At 61.7% G+C, this 16,238-nt stretch carries 15 protein-coding genes and 2 pseudogenes; 9 read left to right on the top strand and 8 right to left on the bottom strand.

All coding sequences use genetic code 11. The features are described from left to right. Window positions 1-77 precede the first annotated feature (77 nt). The 4 genes from ribA to LG391_RS09160 are packed head-to-tail and all read left to right on the top strand — an operon-like array spanning window position 78 to window position 4,303. Window positions 78-707 (top strand): GTP cyclohydrolase II RibA, encoded by a 630-nt coding sequence (gene ribA, locus LG391_RS09175; protein ID WP_225767706.1) that lies wholly within the window; start codon window positions 78-80, stop codon window positions 705-707. Beyond that, window positions 704-2,431: a WD40 repeat domain-containing protein gene (locus tag LG391_RS09170; RefSeq protein WP_308013038.1), complete on the top strand. Its 1,728-nt coding sequence runs from the start codon at window positions 704-706 to the stop codon at window positions 2,429-2,431. The genes ribA and LG391_RS09170 overlap by 4 nt, the downstream gene beginning before the upstream one ends. Continuing rightward, window positions 2,428-3,771 carry a hypothetical protein gene (locus LG391_RS09165; RefSeq protein ID WP_308013037.1) on the top strand — a complete coding sequence of 448 codons (1,344 nt, stop codon included), beginning with the start codon at window positions 2,428-2,430 and terminating at the stop codon, window positions 3,769-3,771. Before LG391_RS09170 ends, LG391_RS09165 begins: the two co-directional genes overlap by 4 nt. Continuing rightward, window positions 3,761-4,303 (top strand): NADPH-dependent FMN reductase, encoded by a 543-nt coding sequence (locus LG391_RS09160; RefSeq protein ID WP_225767703.1) that lies wholly within the window; start codon window positions 3,761-3,763, stop codon window positions 4,301-4,303. The genes LG391_RS09165 and LG391_RS09160 overlap by 11 nt, the downstream gene beginning before the upstream one ends. On the opposite strand, the gene LG391_RS09155 is transcribed toward LG391_RS09160, so the two are convergent. Beyond that, window positions 4,238-5,548: an MFS transporter gene (locus LG391_RS09155; RefSeq protein WP_225767702.1), complete on the bottom strand. Its 1,311-nt coding sequence runs from the start codon at window positions 5,546-5,548 to the stop codon at window positions 4,238-4,240. The genes LG391_RS09160 and LG391_RS09155 overlap by 66 nt on opposite strands. Before the next feature lie 186 nt (window positions 5,549-5,734). Between LG391_RS09155 and LG391_RS09150 the strand changes: the two genes are divergently transcribed. Then, a complete protein-coding gene (locus LG391_RS09150; protein ID WP_225767701.1) occupies window positions 5,735-6,670 on the top strand; it encodes a LysR family transcriptional regulator in 936 nt (311 codons plus the stop codon). Window positions 6,671-6,938: 268 nt separating this feature from the next. Here LG391_RS09150 and LG391_RS09145 read toward each other — a convergent pair whose 3' ends face one another. Further along, window positions 6,939-7,127, bottom strand: coding sequence for a helix-turn-helix domain-containing protein (locus LG391_RS09145; RefSeq protein WP_225767700.1), 189 nt, complete (start codon window positions 7,125-7,127; stop codon window positions 6,939-6,941). 212 nt (window positions 7,128-7,339) lie between these two features. On the opposite strand from LG391_RS09145, the pseudogene LG391_RS09140 reads away from it, so the two are divergent. From LG391_RS09140 to LG391_RS09130, 3 genes and pseudogenes are all read left to right on the top strand, one after another. Continuing rightward, window positions 7,340-8,095, top strand: a pseudogene (locus LG391_RS09140) (ArdC family protein); the annotation flags it as partial. Between the two features lie 34 nt (window positions 8,096-8,129). Next, window positions 8,130-8,564 (top strand): annotated as a pseudogene (locus tag LG391_RS09135) (transposase); the annotation flags it as partial. 537 nt (window positions 8,565-9,101) lie between these two features. After that, window positions 9,102-9,629, top strand: coding sequence for a hypothetical protein (locus tag LG391_RS09130; RefSeq protein ID WP_225767699.1), 528 nt, complete (start codon window positions 9,102-9,104; stop codon window positions 9,627-9,629). A 492-nt stretch (window positions 9,630-10,121) separates the two neighbouring features. Here LG391_RS09130 and LG391_RS09125 read toward each other — a convergent pair whose 3' ends face one another. From LG391_RS09125 to LG391_RS09100, 6 genes are all read right to left on the bottom strand, one after another. Continuing rightward, window positions 10,122-10,886, bottom strand: coding sequence for a DUF6602 domain-containing protein (locus LG391_RS09125; RefSeq protein WP_225767698.1), 765 nt, complete (start codon window positions 10,884-10,886; stop codon window positions 10,122-10,124). Window positions 10,887-11,369: 483 nt separating this feature from the next. After that, entirely contained in the window at window positions 11,370-12,032 is a 663-nt protein-coding gene (locus LG391_RS09120) for a hypothetical protein (protein ID WP_225767697.1), read from the bottom strand. After that, on the bottom strand, window positions 12,025-13,245 hold the full coding sequence (locus LG391_RS09115) for an AAA family ATPase (protein WP_225769330.1): 1,221 nt from the start codon (window positions 13,243-13,245) through the stop codon (window positions 12,025-12,027). Before LG391_RS09115 ends, LG391_RS09120 begins: the two co-directional genes overlap by 8 nt. A 433-nt stretch (window positions 13,246-13,678) precedes the next feature. Beyond that, complete coding sequence (locus LG391_RS09110; RefSeq protein WP_225767696.1) at window positions 13,679-14,179, bottom strand: MucR family transcriptional regulator; 501 nt, start codon at window positions 14,177-14,179, stop codon at window positions 13,679-13,681. A 98-nt stretch (window positions 14,180-14,277) separates the two neighbouring features. Then, window positions 14,278-15,096 carry an IS5 family transposase gene (locus tag LG391_RS09105; protein WP_225764519.1) on the bottom strand — a complete coding sequence of 273 codons (819 nt, stop codon included), beginning with the start codon at window positions 15,094-15,096 and terminating at the stop codon, window positions 14,278-14,280. A 24-nt stretch (window positions 15,097-15,120) separates the two neighbouring features. Continuing rightward, on the bottom strand, window positions 15,121-15,561 hold the full coding sequence (locus LG391_RS09100) for a hypothetical protein (protein ID WP_225767695.1): 441 nt from the start codon (window positions 15,559-15,561) through the stop codon (window positions 15,121-15,123). Window positions 15,562-15,831: 270 nt separating this feature from the next. Between LG391_RS09100 and LG391_RS09095 the strand changes: the two genes are divergently transcribed. Then, complete coding sequence (locus tag LG391_RS09095) at window positions 15,832-16,176, top strand: hypothetical protein (RefSeq protein ID WP_034830839.1); 345 nt, start codon at window positions 15,832-15,834, stop codon at window positions 16,174-16,176. The last annotated feature ends 62 nt before the right edge of the window (window positions 16,177-16,238 follow it).

The raw sequence follows: 16,238 nt of genomic DNA, 5'->3' as shown, positions 1-16,238 counted from the left end.
GTCTCTAGCGAACAGTGGCTGCGAAGCGTCAGAACTCGGCGCAGGGCCATCCTTCGACAATGCACGAGGATAGAGCCATGGTGAGAACTGTGACAGTCCGCGCCCAGGTCGTCATCCCGATTCTGGATGGAGAGACCTGCGGGACGTTTTACTCCTTCACTGGATTCGACCAAGCTCACGAACACTTCGCTATCGGGCTGGGTTCTCCAGATCCCGTCTGTCCCGTCGTCAGGCTCCACTCCGAGTGCATCACGGGTGACGTCTTCGGCTCACAGCGGTGCGACTGCGGCCAGCAGCTCACCGAGGCCCTGGGCAGACTTACGGCGGATGGGGGGTATCTACTGTATCTCAGGCAGGAGGGGCGCGGAATCGGCCTCTACGCCAAGCTCGACGCCTACTTGCTCCAGGAACAGGGCCTCGACACCTTCGAGGCCAATCGCCAGCTCCGGCATCCGGAGGACGCTCGTAGCTTCGAGTGTGCGGCTGAAATGCTTCGTGCTCTGGGAGTGCGGCGCTGTCGGCTGATCACCAACAACCCCAGCAAGGCCGCCGATCTCCTCGCCGGAGGAATCGAGGTCGCGGAGGTCCTGCCAACTGGCGTGTACCTGACGCGGCACAATCGTCGTTACCTTGAGGCGAAGGCTCAAAAGAAAAATCACGCAATCGACCTTCGGCGACACGACCAGGCCAAAGCAAATGTCGCATGATGGCCTGGATTTCACGCTCGCCTTCAGGCACGGGAGAGAGAACCATGAAGCACACTGGCCCTATTAGTGGAATCTCTACTTGGGCGGAGACCTTCGTCGCGACTGCCGGCTACGATAATCTCGTTATACTCTGGGATGCTCGGTCTGGACGCGCACTGCAGCGGGCATGCCACGACCACCTCGCCAACCAGTGTTCGTTCAGCCCCGACGGGCGTCTCCTCGTAAGCGCGAGCAGCGACTATACCGCCAGGCTCTGGGACGTCCCAAGCCTGCGCTTGCGCGGAAGTCTCGCTGGTCATGACGACGATGTCGAGATGGCGGTCTTCGCGCCACAGTCGGACCGAATCGCCACCTGCTCACGGGATCACACGATACGGATCTTCGATCTTGACGGGCGATGCCTGCATGTCCTCACGGGGCACACCGCCGATGTGATTTCGGTGAGCTGGGCGGCCGACGGGCGAACGTTGGTCTCCAGCAGCGACGACGGCACCGTTAGACGGTGGAGCGCAGAAACGGGCAGACAAATCGGCACGATCGGCGTCGCCGGTGTGGAGACCGACACGATCGCCGTCACGGCGAACGGCGTCGTTTTCGCAGGCGACGACGAGGGACGTATCTCGATCATCCAAGCCGGCCGGACATCGGCCATTTCCGCCCATGACGCCGGCATCAAGCGGATCGTCTGGAGTGACGCCGAACGCCTCCTGGTCAGCCTGAGCTATGACCGCTCGGTGGTCGTCTGGAGCTTCGATCCCGCGGAAGGCCTCAGACGTCGCAATAGGACCGCGCTCCCCAGCATTGTCTGGCCGCGCAGCTGCGCCTTCCTAGGCCGGGAGAAGCTTGTCTTCGGCACCTTCGGATCCCGCTACGCGACCTGGAATCATGCCGACGATGCCTGGCTGACCGATGGCATCGAGCCTGATATCAGCTTGAACACGGTTGCTGTCTCCGGCGGTTCGACATACGCAATCGGCGATTCTGGAGTACTGCTGCAGGACGGTGTGCCGTCGTCGTGCCTCGGCAGCCTTTGCAATTTCCTCCTGCCCTTCGGCCCGGCACTCCTGACCGGCGGTCAGATGGGCCAGCTGTTTGAAGCAAAATCTGGACGATTGATCCATCAACACAGGTCTCCGTTGAACTGCGGCGCAACCTTCGTCAGGAACGGCGAGCTCCACGCGATCATTGGAACCTATACGGGAGAGGGGCTGGTGCTGGCGCTCCGGGGCGACAGTGCAGTTCTCATGTCCGAGATCAAGCTCCACGACAATGCCGTCAAGGGCCTCGCCGCGGACGGTCGGCGCATCTTCTCCGTGTGTGCGACCGCGGCCGCTGCGTTCCATCACATCGACGACTTCAGCCTTGATCGACACGTTCCGGCAGCACATTCCCGGATCGCGAATGGATGCACGTGCATCGAAGGCGGGTTCGCGAGCGTTGGCCGCGATCTGAAGCTGCGCTTGTGGCTGGGAGACACCACCGAAGTTCACGAGACGCCTCACGCCAATTCCATCAAGTGCATTGCCGCCTCGCCCGACGGTCAAACCATTGCAACTGGGAGTTATGGCGGCACGATCGCGCTGTTCGATCTGAAGAAACGCCGTTGGACAGACTTCGTAAGGCCAACGGCAAGCGGTATCTCTAGCCTTGCCGCAAATGGGGAAATGCCTGGGTTTCTTGCCAGTTCCTATGACGGAAAGCTCTACAGCGTCGGCATCGGATGATGGGAGGTCATTCGCGAGCGGGAGTCGATCGGGCGCAGGTCTCGATGTCGCCTCAGTTATCCCTGCTGCGGGCTGGTTTCGCAAGCGGAGGCATCCTCTCGGCAGTGAGTTCGCTCGAGCTGTCCGGTCCGGCAAGCATACTCCAGGACCTATCCGGTGATGACGAGCGTTGGATGGCCGAGGCCCTGAAAGTTGCGATGGGGAACAATGGCATCTCCAACCCAAACCCGGTTGTCGGCTGCGTCTTCGTTCAAAATGGCACACGTGTTGCCGAGGGGGCGACTGAGTGTTGGGGCGCGCGCCATGCTGAGCGGGTCGCGATTGAGAGGTCTGATTCCATTACGCGGCTTGCCGGCTGCGCGGCCTATGTCACCCTTGAGCCCTGCGCCCACAAGGGCCGGCAGCCGCCCTGTGCGGACCTGCTTGCCACCCTGGGCCTACAGCGGTGCGTCGTGGGTGTCAGGGATCCGAACCGTCTCGTGAACGGAGCGGGAATAGCGAGGCTCCGGGCGGCCGGCGTCGAGGTCACGACGGGTGTTCTTGCGCCGGAAATAGCCGCCTGGCACTCGCCGTTCCTGCTAAGACATCTTCTCGGCCGCACGGTGTTTGCCGGCCTATGGGCGCTATCATCCGAGAGTCCGGCGGGCGCCTCTGGGGACCCGCCGCGGCGGGCGATCGGCCAGCAAGCTCGAGCCTACGCCAATTGGCTTCGCAGGAAATACGACGCCGTCCTCGTGGATTCGCAGACGGCGCTGTCTGCCGGGGCCGAGATAGCCCAAGGCATCCGGGTCGGATCGTCCGGCCGCCCCCCGATCGTCCTGGTCTTCGATCCTGATGCACAGCTTCTCAAGGCCCGCATCAAACGCAAGACCGACCGCCAGGCCGCACGCCCGACCGAGGCGCCCTTCGTATTCCTTGTGAAGAGAACGTCGATTGAGGGGCTGGAGCCGTCCCTGATTGCAGACGATCAGCTGGTCGTCGTCCTCCCGGATTGCCGGGACAGCGGGGCCGCGATAGCCGCAGCGCTCGCCCATCACGATACCACACTGCGAGCCGGCAGGCCGATCGAATCAGTGTTGATCGAATCGTCGTCGCATTTATTAATGTCCTTCGGCCGCTGTGGCCTGCTCGACATCGTGCACGCGTTTGTCGATAGCGCTGGTACTGACGACGACATCTTACGCTCGTGTTCTGATATAGCTTTCAATAATGGCGAACCGCTGCCCCTGCTGGCCAAAATCCAATTGGGTAAGGACTGTCTCCTTGAGTTCCTTGCGGGCATTGCGCGCCCGTGCTGCTATGCTGAACCAAGACTGACTGGGTACGGCGATGATCATTGAGATACTTTCCTGCTCGGCCCGACAGAACTCAGTAAGTCGAGCCTCCATTCCCGACCTCCGCGCAGCATTCGCCTCCTTAGGAAATCACGAGGTCATGGTCACCGACGTTCGGGACCTGCCGCCGATCTGGGTGACAACGACCACGGTTACTGCCTATCCTGCCGAATATCAGGATCTCCACCGACGCGTCTCAGCAGCGGATGGTGTCATCTTCCTGGTCCCGATCCATTGCTATACGGCGTGCGCTCCAGCGAAGTCGATTTCCGAGATCCTGTCGACGGCCATGTTGTGGAAGCCAGTCGGCTTCGTCGTCGGATGCGGAACGCACCGCAGCCACCTTGCGATCAGCGATCTGATGATCAGCATGATCTTCGACCAGCAGGCCTGCTGCTATCCGAAGCCCGTGCACATCACGAGAGCGGACATTGACGATGCCGGAGCAGTGTCGCACGAGATCCAAGAGAGGCTAGTCGAGTTTGCAAAGGGTTTCGCGAGCTTTGCCGGCGCGCTCCGTGACCTGAGGCGGAACTAGCGAAGTACGGTCGCGCTCAAGGGCGTTTCCGTCCCGACCGCGGCGCCCCAGAGCCAAGTTGTCATTGTCCGAACTGGAATCCGATGGTGTTGATGTCCGGTCGAACCATCTGCTGGCGATGAGTGCTGCTCCGGTCAAGAAACCCGCGACCCCGCAGGCGCCCCAGAGCGCCGCCCCGCCTAGATAGGTGTAGACCCATCCTCCCGCCGCCGGCCCGAACGCGGTGGTGGCGGCAAACGTCATTTGATACCAGGCCATATAGCGCCCGGCATTCGAGTGTCCGGCGCATCTGTAGAGGATGTCCATCGATGCGGGAAAGAAAAGCATGAGGCCCAGTTCACTGAGCGACGCGAGCAGCATCGCGGCAGCAAAGCCGCCGGCTGGAAACACCGGAAGAAGCGCATATCCGAGACAAAGCAACATCCCGCCCCATGCGGCACGGTGGAATGGATCGAAAGGAGCGCTCCAAGTCGACAAGGGAACCTGGAATAATACAATAATCAAGCTGCCTAGAGAAAAGATGAGTCCCAGTCCCGCCGGCCCTATGGCGTAGACCTGCTCGAGGAATAACGGGTATGTCGACGTAGCTTGGGTGTTGGTCAACGCGACGAGGCACAAGCCAACGATGAAAAGTGGGAATGCCGGGTGTTGCCACGGGGCGACTTCGGGCAGGGGAACGGCATCGGGTTTGGCGAGCGGTGGCGCATCGCGGCGGCTGGTGGCGCCGACGATCGTGATGGCAACATACACAACGCCGGCGGCGAGAATGCACGCGGTGCCGTTAACCCAGAAGATTGCGGAAAAGCTCCATAAGGCGAGAAAGCCGCCAAGGGCGGACCCGATAGAACCTCCGAGATTTGATGCGACGAGATAGAGGCTATACCCGCGGACAGCCACATCGTTGGAAGCAATTGCCCGAAGTCCCAAATTGTAGCTCGGGCGAAACGATCCCTGGGCGATTCCAGCAAGCAGCAACAGCGCAGTGATAGCCGGCAGGCTGTCAAGCACTCCAAGAGCAATGAACGATGATCCATTCAAGACCAAGCTGGCGAGCAGTATCCCCAATGGGGGCCAGCGGTCGCTCAATCGCGATCCCAGCCAACCTCCGGCTGCGACCCCGACACCATACCACATGATGGTCCAACCGACCTGATCGGCCGACAACTGCAGACGCCCGCTCAGATACAGGGCAAGAAACCGGACGACCATGCCACCTGCCGCGTTCACGAGCACGGCCGCGGTCAAGATCCAGAACCCGGTCGGCAGACCAGCATATGCGGCGAGATAGCTTTGGATGACGTGTCGCGGGCTCGTCCGCAATCTGGAACCTCACAATGTGCTCTTGCCCAGGCCGGAGATTGGTTCAATCCTCCGTCATGCACGATCAACAAAAATGAATAACGGTTAGACACGCAGCCTGGAGGCCGCTTCGTGGACTGGGACAATCTGAAGGTGTTTCTGGCTGTCGAGCGATCACGGTCGCTGACCGAGGCGGCCGCCGAGATCAAGGTCAGCCAGCCGACTGTCGGACGCCGACTGACAGCGCTTGAGGAGACCCTGGGAGTGATGCTGTTTGACCGACGACCGGATGGTTGGCGTCTGACCGCTGCCGGAAAGAAGCTTAAGCCGCTTGCGATCGAGGTCGAGGCCAAGGTCAGTGCCCTTGAGAGAGCAACCGATCGGCTGACCGAAGATGACGGAGGCTTAGTTCGCGTCACTGGCGTGTGGTCGGTCTGCCGCTTCATCCTCGACCGTGTCCGAGAGGCCAATCTGGTGGGACGGGCGATCAGCGTCGAGCTGATCCACGATGGCTCGCTTTACAGCCTGGCCAAGCGAGAGGCTGACATTGCGGTGCGAATCCGGCGATCGGCGCCACGGGGAGACCTAGTGACCCGGTCGTTGGGCGTGATGGCATTTGCGTTGTACGCCTCTCCGCAAACTGCCGCCTTGCCTCCAGACCAACTTGCTTTTGTCGGGTTCGATCTCGCGTCTCAGGGCTTTCGCCAGAGCCAATGGCTGGACGCCTTCGCGGATCGCAGGCCAGTCGTCATGCGTGCAAGCAGCGTCGACTTGCGGATGCGGGCAGCGTTGATGGGAATGGGAGCAACGATCCTTCCGTGCTTCCTCGGCGACGCCCAGCCTGGTCTAGTCCGCCTGACGCCACCCATCCCTGAATTGACCGAGGAGCTGCAACTGCTCGTGCACGGTGATGTTGCAGGAGTGAACCGCATCCGAGTGATGACAGACTTCTTGTTCAGCACCTTCAAGCTCGAGCGTGCGCGATTGTCGGGAGCGGCGTCTGATTTCGATATGGATGTGGCGCCAATGTCGCTCCCGAACCGAGACGAGAAATTGAACGAGATCTGATGCTTCCGACGTGGCGAGATCCCCATCCGCACGAAGTTGGCGGCGAGCCTGGACAGCCCGGCCGCGCCGTCGCTCCGAACGGCGGACCGTTGTCCGAGCGGATCGCCCGCGGCAGCCAGTACTCCTTGAACGCCTTGGCCAGGAGAACGCCTTGGCCAGGATCGGCCACACCGTCTCGAAGTCGGGATGCTCGCCCCCCATGCCGGATGCTTGCGCCGCAGTTTCACGATCGCCGCGACGATCTTCGGCGAGGTCTGTGCCGCCCGGGTCAGCGCGCGCTCGTCCGCTCCGCCAAGCCGGCTTGTCTCTCGGCTGCATAGCGGCCGATCCATGTGTACGCGGTCTTGTGCGACACGCCGAACCACATCGCCAGCGCGCTCACGCTCTCCTCGTGGCTCAACAACGCCGAGATGAACCGCACGCGTTCGTTCACGGGGTTGGGTTCCTTCCACGCCATGGCCATCCCTCCATGGCCATGGTGCCGGACCGTCCCCCAGGTGACCGGTCCGAAGTGTCACTCATCTGATCGGTCCAATCCGTCACCAACGTAGCCGGATTGGACCCAGTAGATGCGTCCCCGGCCGCGGGGTGGCCGTCGCGCCCTTGTAGGCCCGCCCGGGCCGGCCGCAACCCTCCGCTTCGCTTCGGGTCCTCCACTGCGTTCCGGCCATGGCCACCCCATCGCGCGGGCGCGATGGGGCCCCGGCAGGTGCGCCCCGCCCTTGTGGGCGGGCCTCCCGGCCGCTCTTCGCCGCCCACCCCGCTGTCCGGGGACGGGCGGGTTGGAAGAGCCAAGGGAGAGGCCCGATGCCTGCTGTCGAACGCCGCTCGGAACCCGACCGGCCGTCCCTCTATGCCGAAGTCACCGGCCGCATCGTGAGTGAACTGGAGCAGGGCCGGGTACCCTGGGTCCGGCCCTGGGGCCAGAGCCCCTGCCCGCTCGGCCTGCCCCGCAACGCCGTCTCGGGACGCCGCTATTCCGGCATCAACATCCTCATCCTGTGGGATGCCGCCGTGGCTTGCGGCTTCCCCAGCCAAGACTGGCTGACCTACCGGCAGGCGCTGGATCTGGGCGGTCATGTCCGCAAGGGCGAGCGCGGCACCACGGTCGTCTATGCCGACCGCTTCGTGCCGCGAGCCGAGCGAGAGCGCGCAGACCGGGAGGACCACGAGCCCGCAGGCGTGCCCTTCCTCAAGCGCTTTGTCATCTTCAACGCCGCCCAGTGCGACGGCCTGCCCGATCGGGTCGGCGGCGCCGTGCCGATGGTGCCGGACGACGCCATCGTGCCCGAGGCCGACGCCCTGATCGAGGCGACCGGCGCCGACATCCGCGTTGGCGGCGACCGCGCCCTCTATGTGCCGGCCCTGGATTTCGTGCAGGTGCCACCACGGTCTTCGTTCTTCGCGCCGATCAACTGGTACCGCACCTGCTTCCACGAGCTCGGCCACTGGACCGGCCACCCACCGCACCGCCATCGCAAACAGCCGCCTCGTCGCCATGGACGAGCATGCCGTCCGCTTCCGCTGGAAGGACTACCGCGGCGCCGATCCCGCCACCGGTGCGGTCAAGCTCAAGACCATGAGCCTCACCCCCGACGAGTTCCTGCGCCGCTTCCTGCTGCACGTCCTGCCCCCGGGCTTCCACCGCATCCGCCACTACGGCCTGCTGGCGAAAGGCTCCCACGCCATCGACCTCGACCACCTCCGGGCCCTGATCGCCGAACAGGCCAGCACAGCCGCCCCCGAGCCCGAACCGGCCGAGGCCGAGCCGGAGACCACGACCCTGCCGGCCTGCCCCTGCTGCGGCGGACGCATGCGCATCATCGAGATCTTCGGCCGGGGGCACACGCCGCGCACCGCCGCCGGCCTCCCTCTCTGGTTCGACACCTCATGAGCGCCGCCACACCGACACGCCCGAGACCGCGCCGCCGTCGCCCTTCGGCCACGGCTCCGGCCCGGCTGCGCCTCACGCCACCGACAGCCTATGAACCCGTCGGTCTCTCGGCTCCGCACCCGGCTCAACCCGCGCCGCGACCGCTCCGGGCGCACCCCGGCCGGCGCTGGCCGCCCCCCTCATCGCCCGCACGCCCACCGCTCGGGACACGGCGCGAGACGCAATCCCCATAATCCCGCCTCAACTGGCCGGCACCGCTCGGGCTGACCGCGGCTTCCTCCCCTGAAGGCCTTCGGACGCCGGCCCCGCTCCCGGCACAACCTCCCGCGCCAGGGCCGGCATCCGAAGCCCTAAACAACTCCGGACATTGTTGTGGTCCCTCCAGAGCGGACATCACAAGTACCGGCCGACGCTCCAAGCCGCGGAGGATAAATTAGGAGCTTGGGTCGAAGGAGCCTCTAGGACGTCGATCGACCCTGTGCTCCGCTGCGTCCTCATGTACAACTAGATTATTAAAGGCACAGCAGATACACGGCGATGAGAACCCCGTTCCACCCCGTCGGATTGATTGCAGCGGCGTTCATGGCCATCGGAACGGCCAACGCCGAAACCGATAGTTGCGGTCCCGTTTCAGATGCAATTGCCAAGGCCAATGCCGCGCCGCGCATTCAGCAACGGGGTACTGTGATCAACGACGGTGCAGGCCAATCCTACACGTCGGACCTGCTCGCTTTTGATGATCAGGAGTACTCACGCCGAGAAACCGGCCCCTGGCAACTCGGCCCTCGACAACGAACCCTACTCGTCATCGACAGCAATCCAGCAATTTTTGATTGCAGGCGGGTGCAGTCCGGTGTGATCGGCGATAAACCAGCAACATTATACGCTTACAAGCGGTTGATGCCGGTGCCGAGGGTCCTAAGGGACGTTCAACTCTGGATCTCCGATGCCACTGGATTGCCGGCCCGATCGAGGATCGCGGTCGATACTCCGAAAGGCCGCGGCGAGGCCGAATTCATATGGTTCTACGAACCTAATGCTGTCCGCCCGGCCGTCCCCGAATAGAGCCGCAGGAGGGCTACTCTCGAGTTGAGGAGCATGGGCCATCCTAGCTCCCCGTTCCGACCGACCGCCTCGCGCCATGAGCTCCCCCCCCGCCGATTCCGGACATCGCTTGGCCCCGCGGGATCCGGGCCCGCCTCGATCAGCCCAAGCCCGAGGCTGTGCTCCAAACCGGCCACTGCGGCCGGCACCGGAGAGTGGACCTGACCGGACGCGACCCGAATCTACCAATCAACATGGAAGACCGGACTTTCCGGTCTCCTAAACAAATGCGGCCTCGGCGCCGGCGACCGAGAGCGGACGCGGGGCGACTCGGCCGGATCCAGCCGCTTCTGACCAGCTCGGATTGGCGAGAGGCGACCCAAACCGGCCACTACGGTCGGCGTTCCGAAGCGGACATGACGGTACGCACGTGGAAGTGGATATCAATCGGGACGGCCGGCTCCGACTTCTTTCAGCCTTCCAGGCCGGACACATCCAATAATGCCAACGCGCTCAGATATCAGTCCAGCTTTGCGGAGCATGAGTGACGTAACGGCCATAGGGTGTCGGCTTACGTCGATCCGCTTCCCGCAGGACAAAATTGAGGATAGTAAAGTAAAAACTACTAATTGCTCCCGCTTTTTCGTCTTCCATGCGAGCCCTCTTGCAGTTGAAATTAATCAAACCCCGCCCTAGTACGTAGGCTCCGTCAATCATATGCGCCTCACCCGCAATGCGGTTAAAGCGAGCAGCCTCATTCGTCGGCCATCGCTTCGCACCAATATCTGTTCCAAAGGCAAATATGCAGTGCATGTAGCGCGCAGAGCCTGCACCGTTTTTGCTCTGGGCAACGTTTTTCCCTCCCAACTCTCGACCATGCGGCCGTAGCCGTCGTAGCCTCCGCGCAGCGTCGACACATTTATTTATTTCATTGGAGGTCAATCTTGATTTTATTTCGATACTGGCCAACAAGGCCTCTGCCGCGACAATCGAGTAATTTCCGTTGTTGAATGGAAAATCCGCGAATCTGTCGTAGATGAGTATGTCTAACTGCGGTCCCGTCTCACCGTGGAGATCAACCACCTCGCCTGACACGACGCCAAAACGCTCAGGAAGGCGCCTTCGAAAGAAGTCTGTAAGACTGTGTTCGCGCTCCGAGCCTTTGCCGACTGGATGGTGGATATTGGCCGAAGCCCGTAGGTCAGCGCCAAACTGATCGATTGCCGCTGCAAAGCGCTGGTTCAAATAAGGAGATCTGGGCAACTGACGGTTCGACATATCGGCTCCTACAAAGAGAGCTGTCACTTTAGCTAGACTCACGTTCGCCGAGCAGTCGTCGCATCCCAAACGTTGCGTCTGTGAGAGACCCTTGTCACCACCCGTAAATCAGCTATTGTTGGAAGATGGAGTTTGCTCCAATGAGGCGACTCCCAGACGGCCTTCCACATTGAGGGCCGTGACGGTCGAGTGACCTACCTCGGCGGGGCTTGCCTCGCCGAGGTGGCTGGGTCAGCAGTCATTCTGTTGCAAATCGGTGGACTGCCAGGGCATGTCACCTGATGCACGACACCCGTGCGCCGTTTGCGGTCAATGAGCCGGCGCCCGGACACCGGAAATTGATCGAAAGTGAAGAATCTCGACGCTTTCCGGCCGGCCCAGCCCGACGACGGCGCCCGAAGCCGGCCGTCGCAGCAGGTCCAGGAAACCACATGGTAATAGTGCGCCACGGCTGTCCGATGACGGTGCATGGAAACTCGGACTTCACTCTAGAGCATCACAAACTGAATTAAATCGCTCTACAAATCGATCAAAGGAGCGTGATCGTCCGCGATCCAATTTTGATGTAAGGTTTAGCTTTCTTATATTCTGCGCAATCTTGATGCTGTCTGATTCGACATATTCCTTGCACTTCATCCTCTTTGCTTTGTCCTTCGGCCGTAGCGCTTCGCAGAGAAATTCCTTTGCATTCTCGATCGACCCGACCTGCCGCGACCTCATATCGACCTTTTCCCAATTCGCACAGGTTGCAGCGAGAGCTTCGGGAAAAAGTAGCCACCAAGCTTCGATCTCGTATGCCGGCGCGGCCGCAACCGGATTTGGCACACCCGCGTCGTACAGTCCCCGCTCTATTGACTCGGACAGCTCTTCATGAGAAGGCTCGATTTTGTCGCAATCTCGATGCGCGACTACGGAGGCGACAGGTGATTTCTTGGAATTTATTTTCACCAGCGTCGATATCGCTTCGGCAGTTTTCCTTCGCTTTTCAGGCCGCTCACTCTTTTTCAAGAGCACCGGAGGATCACGCATCGGCTTGAAGTGAATGCCGGCATCCGATCTCAATGCCGAACAGAGCTCAATAATTGCTCTCCTATCATTATCACTTTCCCCGAACACTAAAATCAGCTTTTGCGAAACCTTACTCAAGCACTCCTCCCAAGGAACCAGAGAACCAGAGCTCACCTAATTGATATCCTGACTCGTGTTGCATCGAAATAATATCCGAAAGAGAGATTTCGGCCAGCCGACTTGCACCTGTATCTTGATCCCTCTCGAATATACGAAGATCTTCTGGCTCGAGTCGATTGACTAAAGCTGGAGAATGTGTAGCGGCTATGATTTGGGTCCGCTCGGAGGCCTCACGAAGCCTCTCTACCAATCGGTCGAGCGCGTGCGGATGCAAGCCATGATCAACCTCCTCCAGACAGGTGAGCCTAGGCGGATCGGGATCATGGAGCATGGCAAATAGAGCAATTGCCCTTATCGTGCCGAACGACGCCATTCCCAGAGGGGTGGCACCGTGCAATCGGGCCTCCTTGATGTCCACTCTAACTGCCGACTGCGCCCCGCCCACAGGGACAAATAGAAAGTCTTCAAAGCTCGGCAAGACAAATTGCACGTCCTCGCAGATCTGAGCAAAAATATGTTCGTGTTTTTCCCTCAACCAAAGCAGATGCGAAGCTAAGTTCGCGGCATTCGGAGCCAACCTCTCCGCATTCTCCATAAGGCCTGGAAGCCTCGCCTTCTCGACGTCGACCTCAAAAAGTCGCAATCCTTCGAATACCTGCGCAAGATCGTCAACCTGGGTCGCGCCGTATTCGTCTCCAAGACGCCTGATTGTACTCAGTCCCGACGACTCCGGACGCACCGCGAGGCGTTCAGGGCTCTTGGCCGTGCGAGACGTCGGCCGGATAGCAGTGACTTCGATTTTGCCGCCGCTGAGCGTGATACGCCGCCCACGCCCTCGCGTTCTCTTCAGCACAATTTCCTCGCGCCGGGCGATGGCCCGGCGACGCTCGTCTGGCTCTCCGTGCCTTCGGAAGCGCAATTCCCAGACATTTAATGTATATTCGTCTGGCGCGCCAAGGCTAGCATGGGGGGTGATGAGCCCTTGGAGATGAATCTTTATCGTTTTGTGCGCAGCAGGCCCGCGAAACTTTATTGCATCAAGCCCCCCAAAATCCTCGATAGTCGGCGACAAATCGTTTCTGGCAACCTCCCCTAGAAACTGAAATATCTTCAGGAAATTTGTTTTGCCTGTACCATTCGGTCCCACGAGGACATTCAAAGGGCCAAGCTCGATTGCGAATTTTGAGAAGCTTAGGAAGTTTTCAACCGAAACCCTGCCGATGGTCGCCATGCCGGTCAACTACCCCCCTCATTGGCGGCCGCTGAAATTGGAAACTGGATACCGCTGAGCAGATTGAACTGGCAAGCTGTATCATGTCCTTGGCGCTCTCGACAGCGCATCCTCTTCAATCTTGTTCCCTGCTCAAACCGCCAGGGCGACGGCATGCGGAGTGCCTCGGTTGGCCGATCCCATGGAAAAGGTCCGTTTCAGGAGTCGCCGTGCCCCGTGCGGATATCCGTTTTGGTGGACGTTGACGTGCCTGGGAATGTCCGCGAGACCGACCGGCCCCTGCCCGAGCGTCCGCTTCGGGGAACTCACCCCAGCGGCCGGGACGTCCGCTTCGGGGAAGCCTGGGCGGTCTCCGAAAAGGCAGCAATGGGGACGAACCGGCCGAGGCACCGGTGCTCGCGGAATACTCACCGACGAGCACCGGATCCAGACGTCAACCCGCCTTGCGGCCGCCGCGACGAGCCTTCGGAGCAGCGGGCTCGGGCTGGGGCGCCGGAGCCGGCGCTACGGCAGGACGGCGCGTTCCGAGCCCGATCGTCTTGGCCAGGGCGCTGCGCTGATTGGCGTAGTTCGGCGCGACCATCGGGTAATCGGCTGGCAAGGCCCAGCGCTCGCGGTACTCGTCCGGCGTGAGGTTATACGCGGTCTTCAGATGCCGCTTGAGCATCTTCAGCTTCCTGCCGTCCTCAAGGCAGACGATGTAGTCGGGCATGACCGACCTCTTGATCGGCACCGCCGGCTGGGGCCGCTCCTTCACCGGCTCGACAGGCTTCCCGAGGCCGTTGAGGGCGCTGTACACCTGATCGATCAGCGCCGGCAGATCATTCGTCGCAACATTATTATGAGCCACATGCGCGGCGACGATCTGCACGGTCAGCTTTCTTGTCTCGTCTGCCGCTCCATGCTGCAGTCCGACGGAAGTCTCCCCCGCCATTTCTGTTCTCCTTTTGGAATCGATGAGCGACTGTTGTCGCAGCCGCTCAGCAAGTCCAGAATTTTCGGAAGCTCTTAGAGTCCGTTTGGAAACGGAGTTTAGTGAGCGATGCGTCGGAGGAGGAGGCTTCCCATGGCGACATGGATCATGGCCTCGGAGACGTCGATGCGGGCTTCGTAGTCGCGGACCAGGCGCCGCCATCGGGTCATCCATCCGAAGGTGCGCTCGACGACCCAGCGGCGCGGCAGGACCTTGAAGCCGGCGTCGATGCGGCGGACAACCTCGATCACGAAGTCGAGGTAGGCGGCCTTGTCCATGAGCTTGCCACGGTCATAGGCGCTGTCGGCGAACAGATGCTTGATCCAGGGCCAGCGCTTGCGGATCGCGGACAGGATCGTCTGGGCGCCGGCGCTGTCGGAGATGCCGGCCGGGGTGAGGTTCACCATCAAGAGGCGCCCATCGGTGTCGACGGCGACGTGCCGCTTGCGGCCCACCACCTTCTTGGCGCCATCGAAGCTGCGAACAGCACCAGGCGCCGGTGCCTTGATCGTCTGGCTGTCGAGGATGCCGCCGGAGGGGCTGGCACCGCGCCCGGCCTGCTCCCGGTCGATCATCAGCGCGATGTCATGGATCGTTCGGAACAGGAACAGCCGGACGAAGCGCCGGAACCACCAGTACACCGTCTGCCAGGGCGGAAAGTTCACCGGAAGCATCCGCCAGCCACAGCCGGTCCGGGCCAGATACCGGATCGCATTCAGCACCTCGCGAAGCGCGATCTCTCGCCGACGCCCTGTCCTGGCCGGCTTCGGCAGCAGCGGCTCGACTTGCGACCATTCCTCATCCGTCAGGTCGGTCGGATAGCGACGCGTCTTCTTCTCGATCTCGGCCATCCGGCCACGGCTCGTTGCTGTCCACATCCACAGCTTGAATCACGAGCTCGCTTAAAACACCAGCCCTGTTTCCAAACAGGCTCTCAGCAGGAGCGCCGCCGCAACCGCCGCAAGCACCAGAACGGCCAGAGCACCCCCGCTCCACCGGCCGGGGGCGGGCGACTGAGTTCCGGGCAGCGGGGCACGACGGGACGTCCTCGGCTCCACACTGGGCAAGAGCGAAGCCAGGCGAGCCGCGATGGCCATGATCTCGCCGCTCGACCGATCGGCTTGTGCCGTGCCGGTGATGATCTCGGCCAGCTCAAGCACGGCTGCGTCCCGCGGCTGCCCGGCCAGCCGGCCTGCCGTGACCCAGGGATCGCCACCCAGGCGGCCCAGCATGGAGACCACGCTCAAGGGCATGCCGTTGGATTCCGCCCCGACATCGGCGAACAGAAACGCATTCAGATTCGACTGGCGCAAGCGAAAGACGTCGGTGTCGGGCATGTCCAAGTCGCACCTCGTGGGGATATATGACGTGATGGCCACACGCCAAAAATCAAGAGCAAGACACGTCAGAATCATCGAAATATCGACCTCTGCACCATTGGCCAATATGAGAATTAAAGCCGAATTGATTGAGAAGGCCGTCGGGTGATCGGATCAGATTGATCGAAATTTAGTGATCGACGGCGCCGAAAAAATAAATCCCGGACAACATCTAGGACATGATAGTTTGGCGAGTGAGGGAGATTTGCCTCTCTCCGAATGAAAGCACAATCCATGAAAACCCCCGAATGGCTTAAACCGGCGCTCTACGGCGCCGTGTGCGGTGCTGTCGTGCTCGCCGTCATCGGTTTCGGCTGGGGTGGCTGGGTCACCGGCTCCTCGGCCCAGCGCATGGCCCAGGACCGGTCCAAAACGGATGTCGTGGCCGCATTGTCGCTGATCTGCATCGACCAGTCGAAGCGCGACCCGCAGCTGACGGAACGGATCGCGGAACTCAAGGCGGCATCGACCTACAGCCGCGGCGACCTCGTGGTCAAAGCCGGCTGGGCGACGATGCCGGGCGGAACGACCGCCGACGCCCAGGTCGCCAAGGCCTGCGCCGCCCAACTCGCCAGCTAGGCCGGATGCAGGATCGGCCGCAACGCGGATCGCGGACCCGGAGCCCGCCCATCGCCGGCCAG

Origin of the sequence: Inquilinus sp. Marseille-Q2685 (genome assembly GCF_916619195.1) — a bacterium.
In the GTDB taxonomy this organism is placed as follows: Bacteria; Pseudomonadota; Alphaproteobacteria; order DSM-16000; family Inquilinaceae; genus Inquilinus.
Note: the sequence above shows the minus strand (reverse complement) of the source record. Positions and strands in the feature narration are given on the sequence as shown.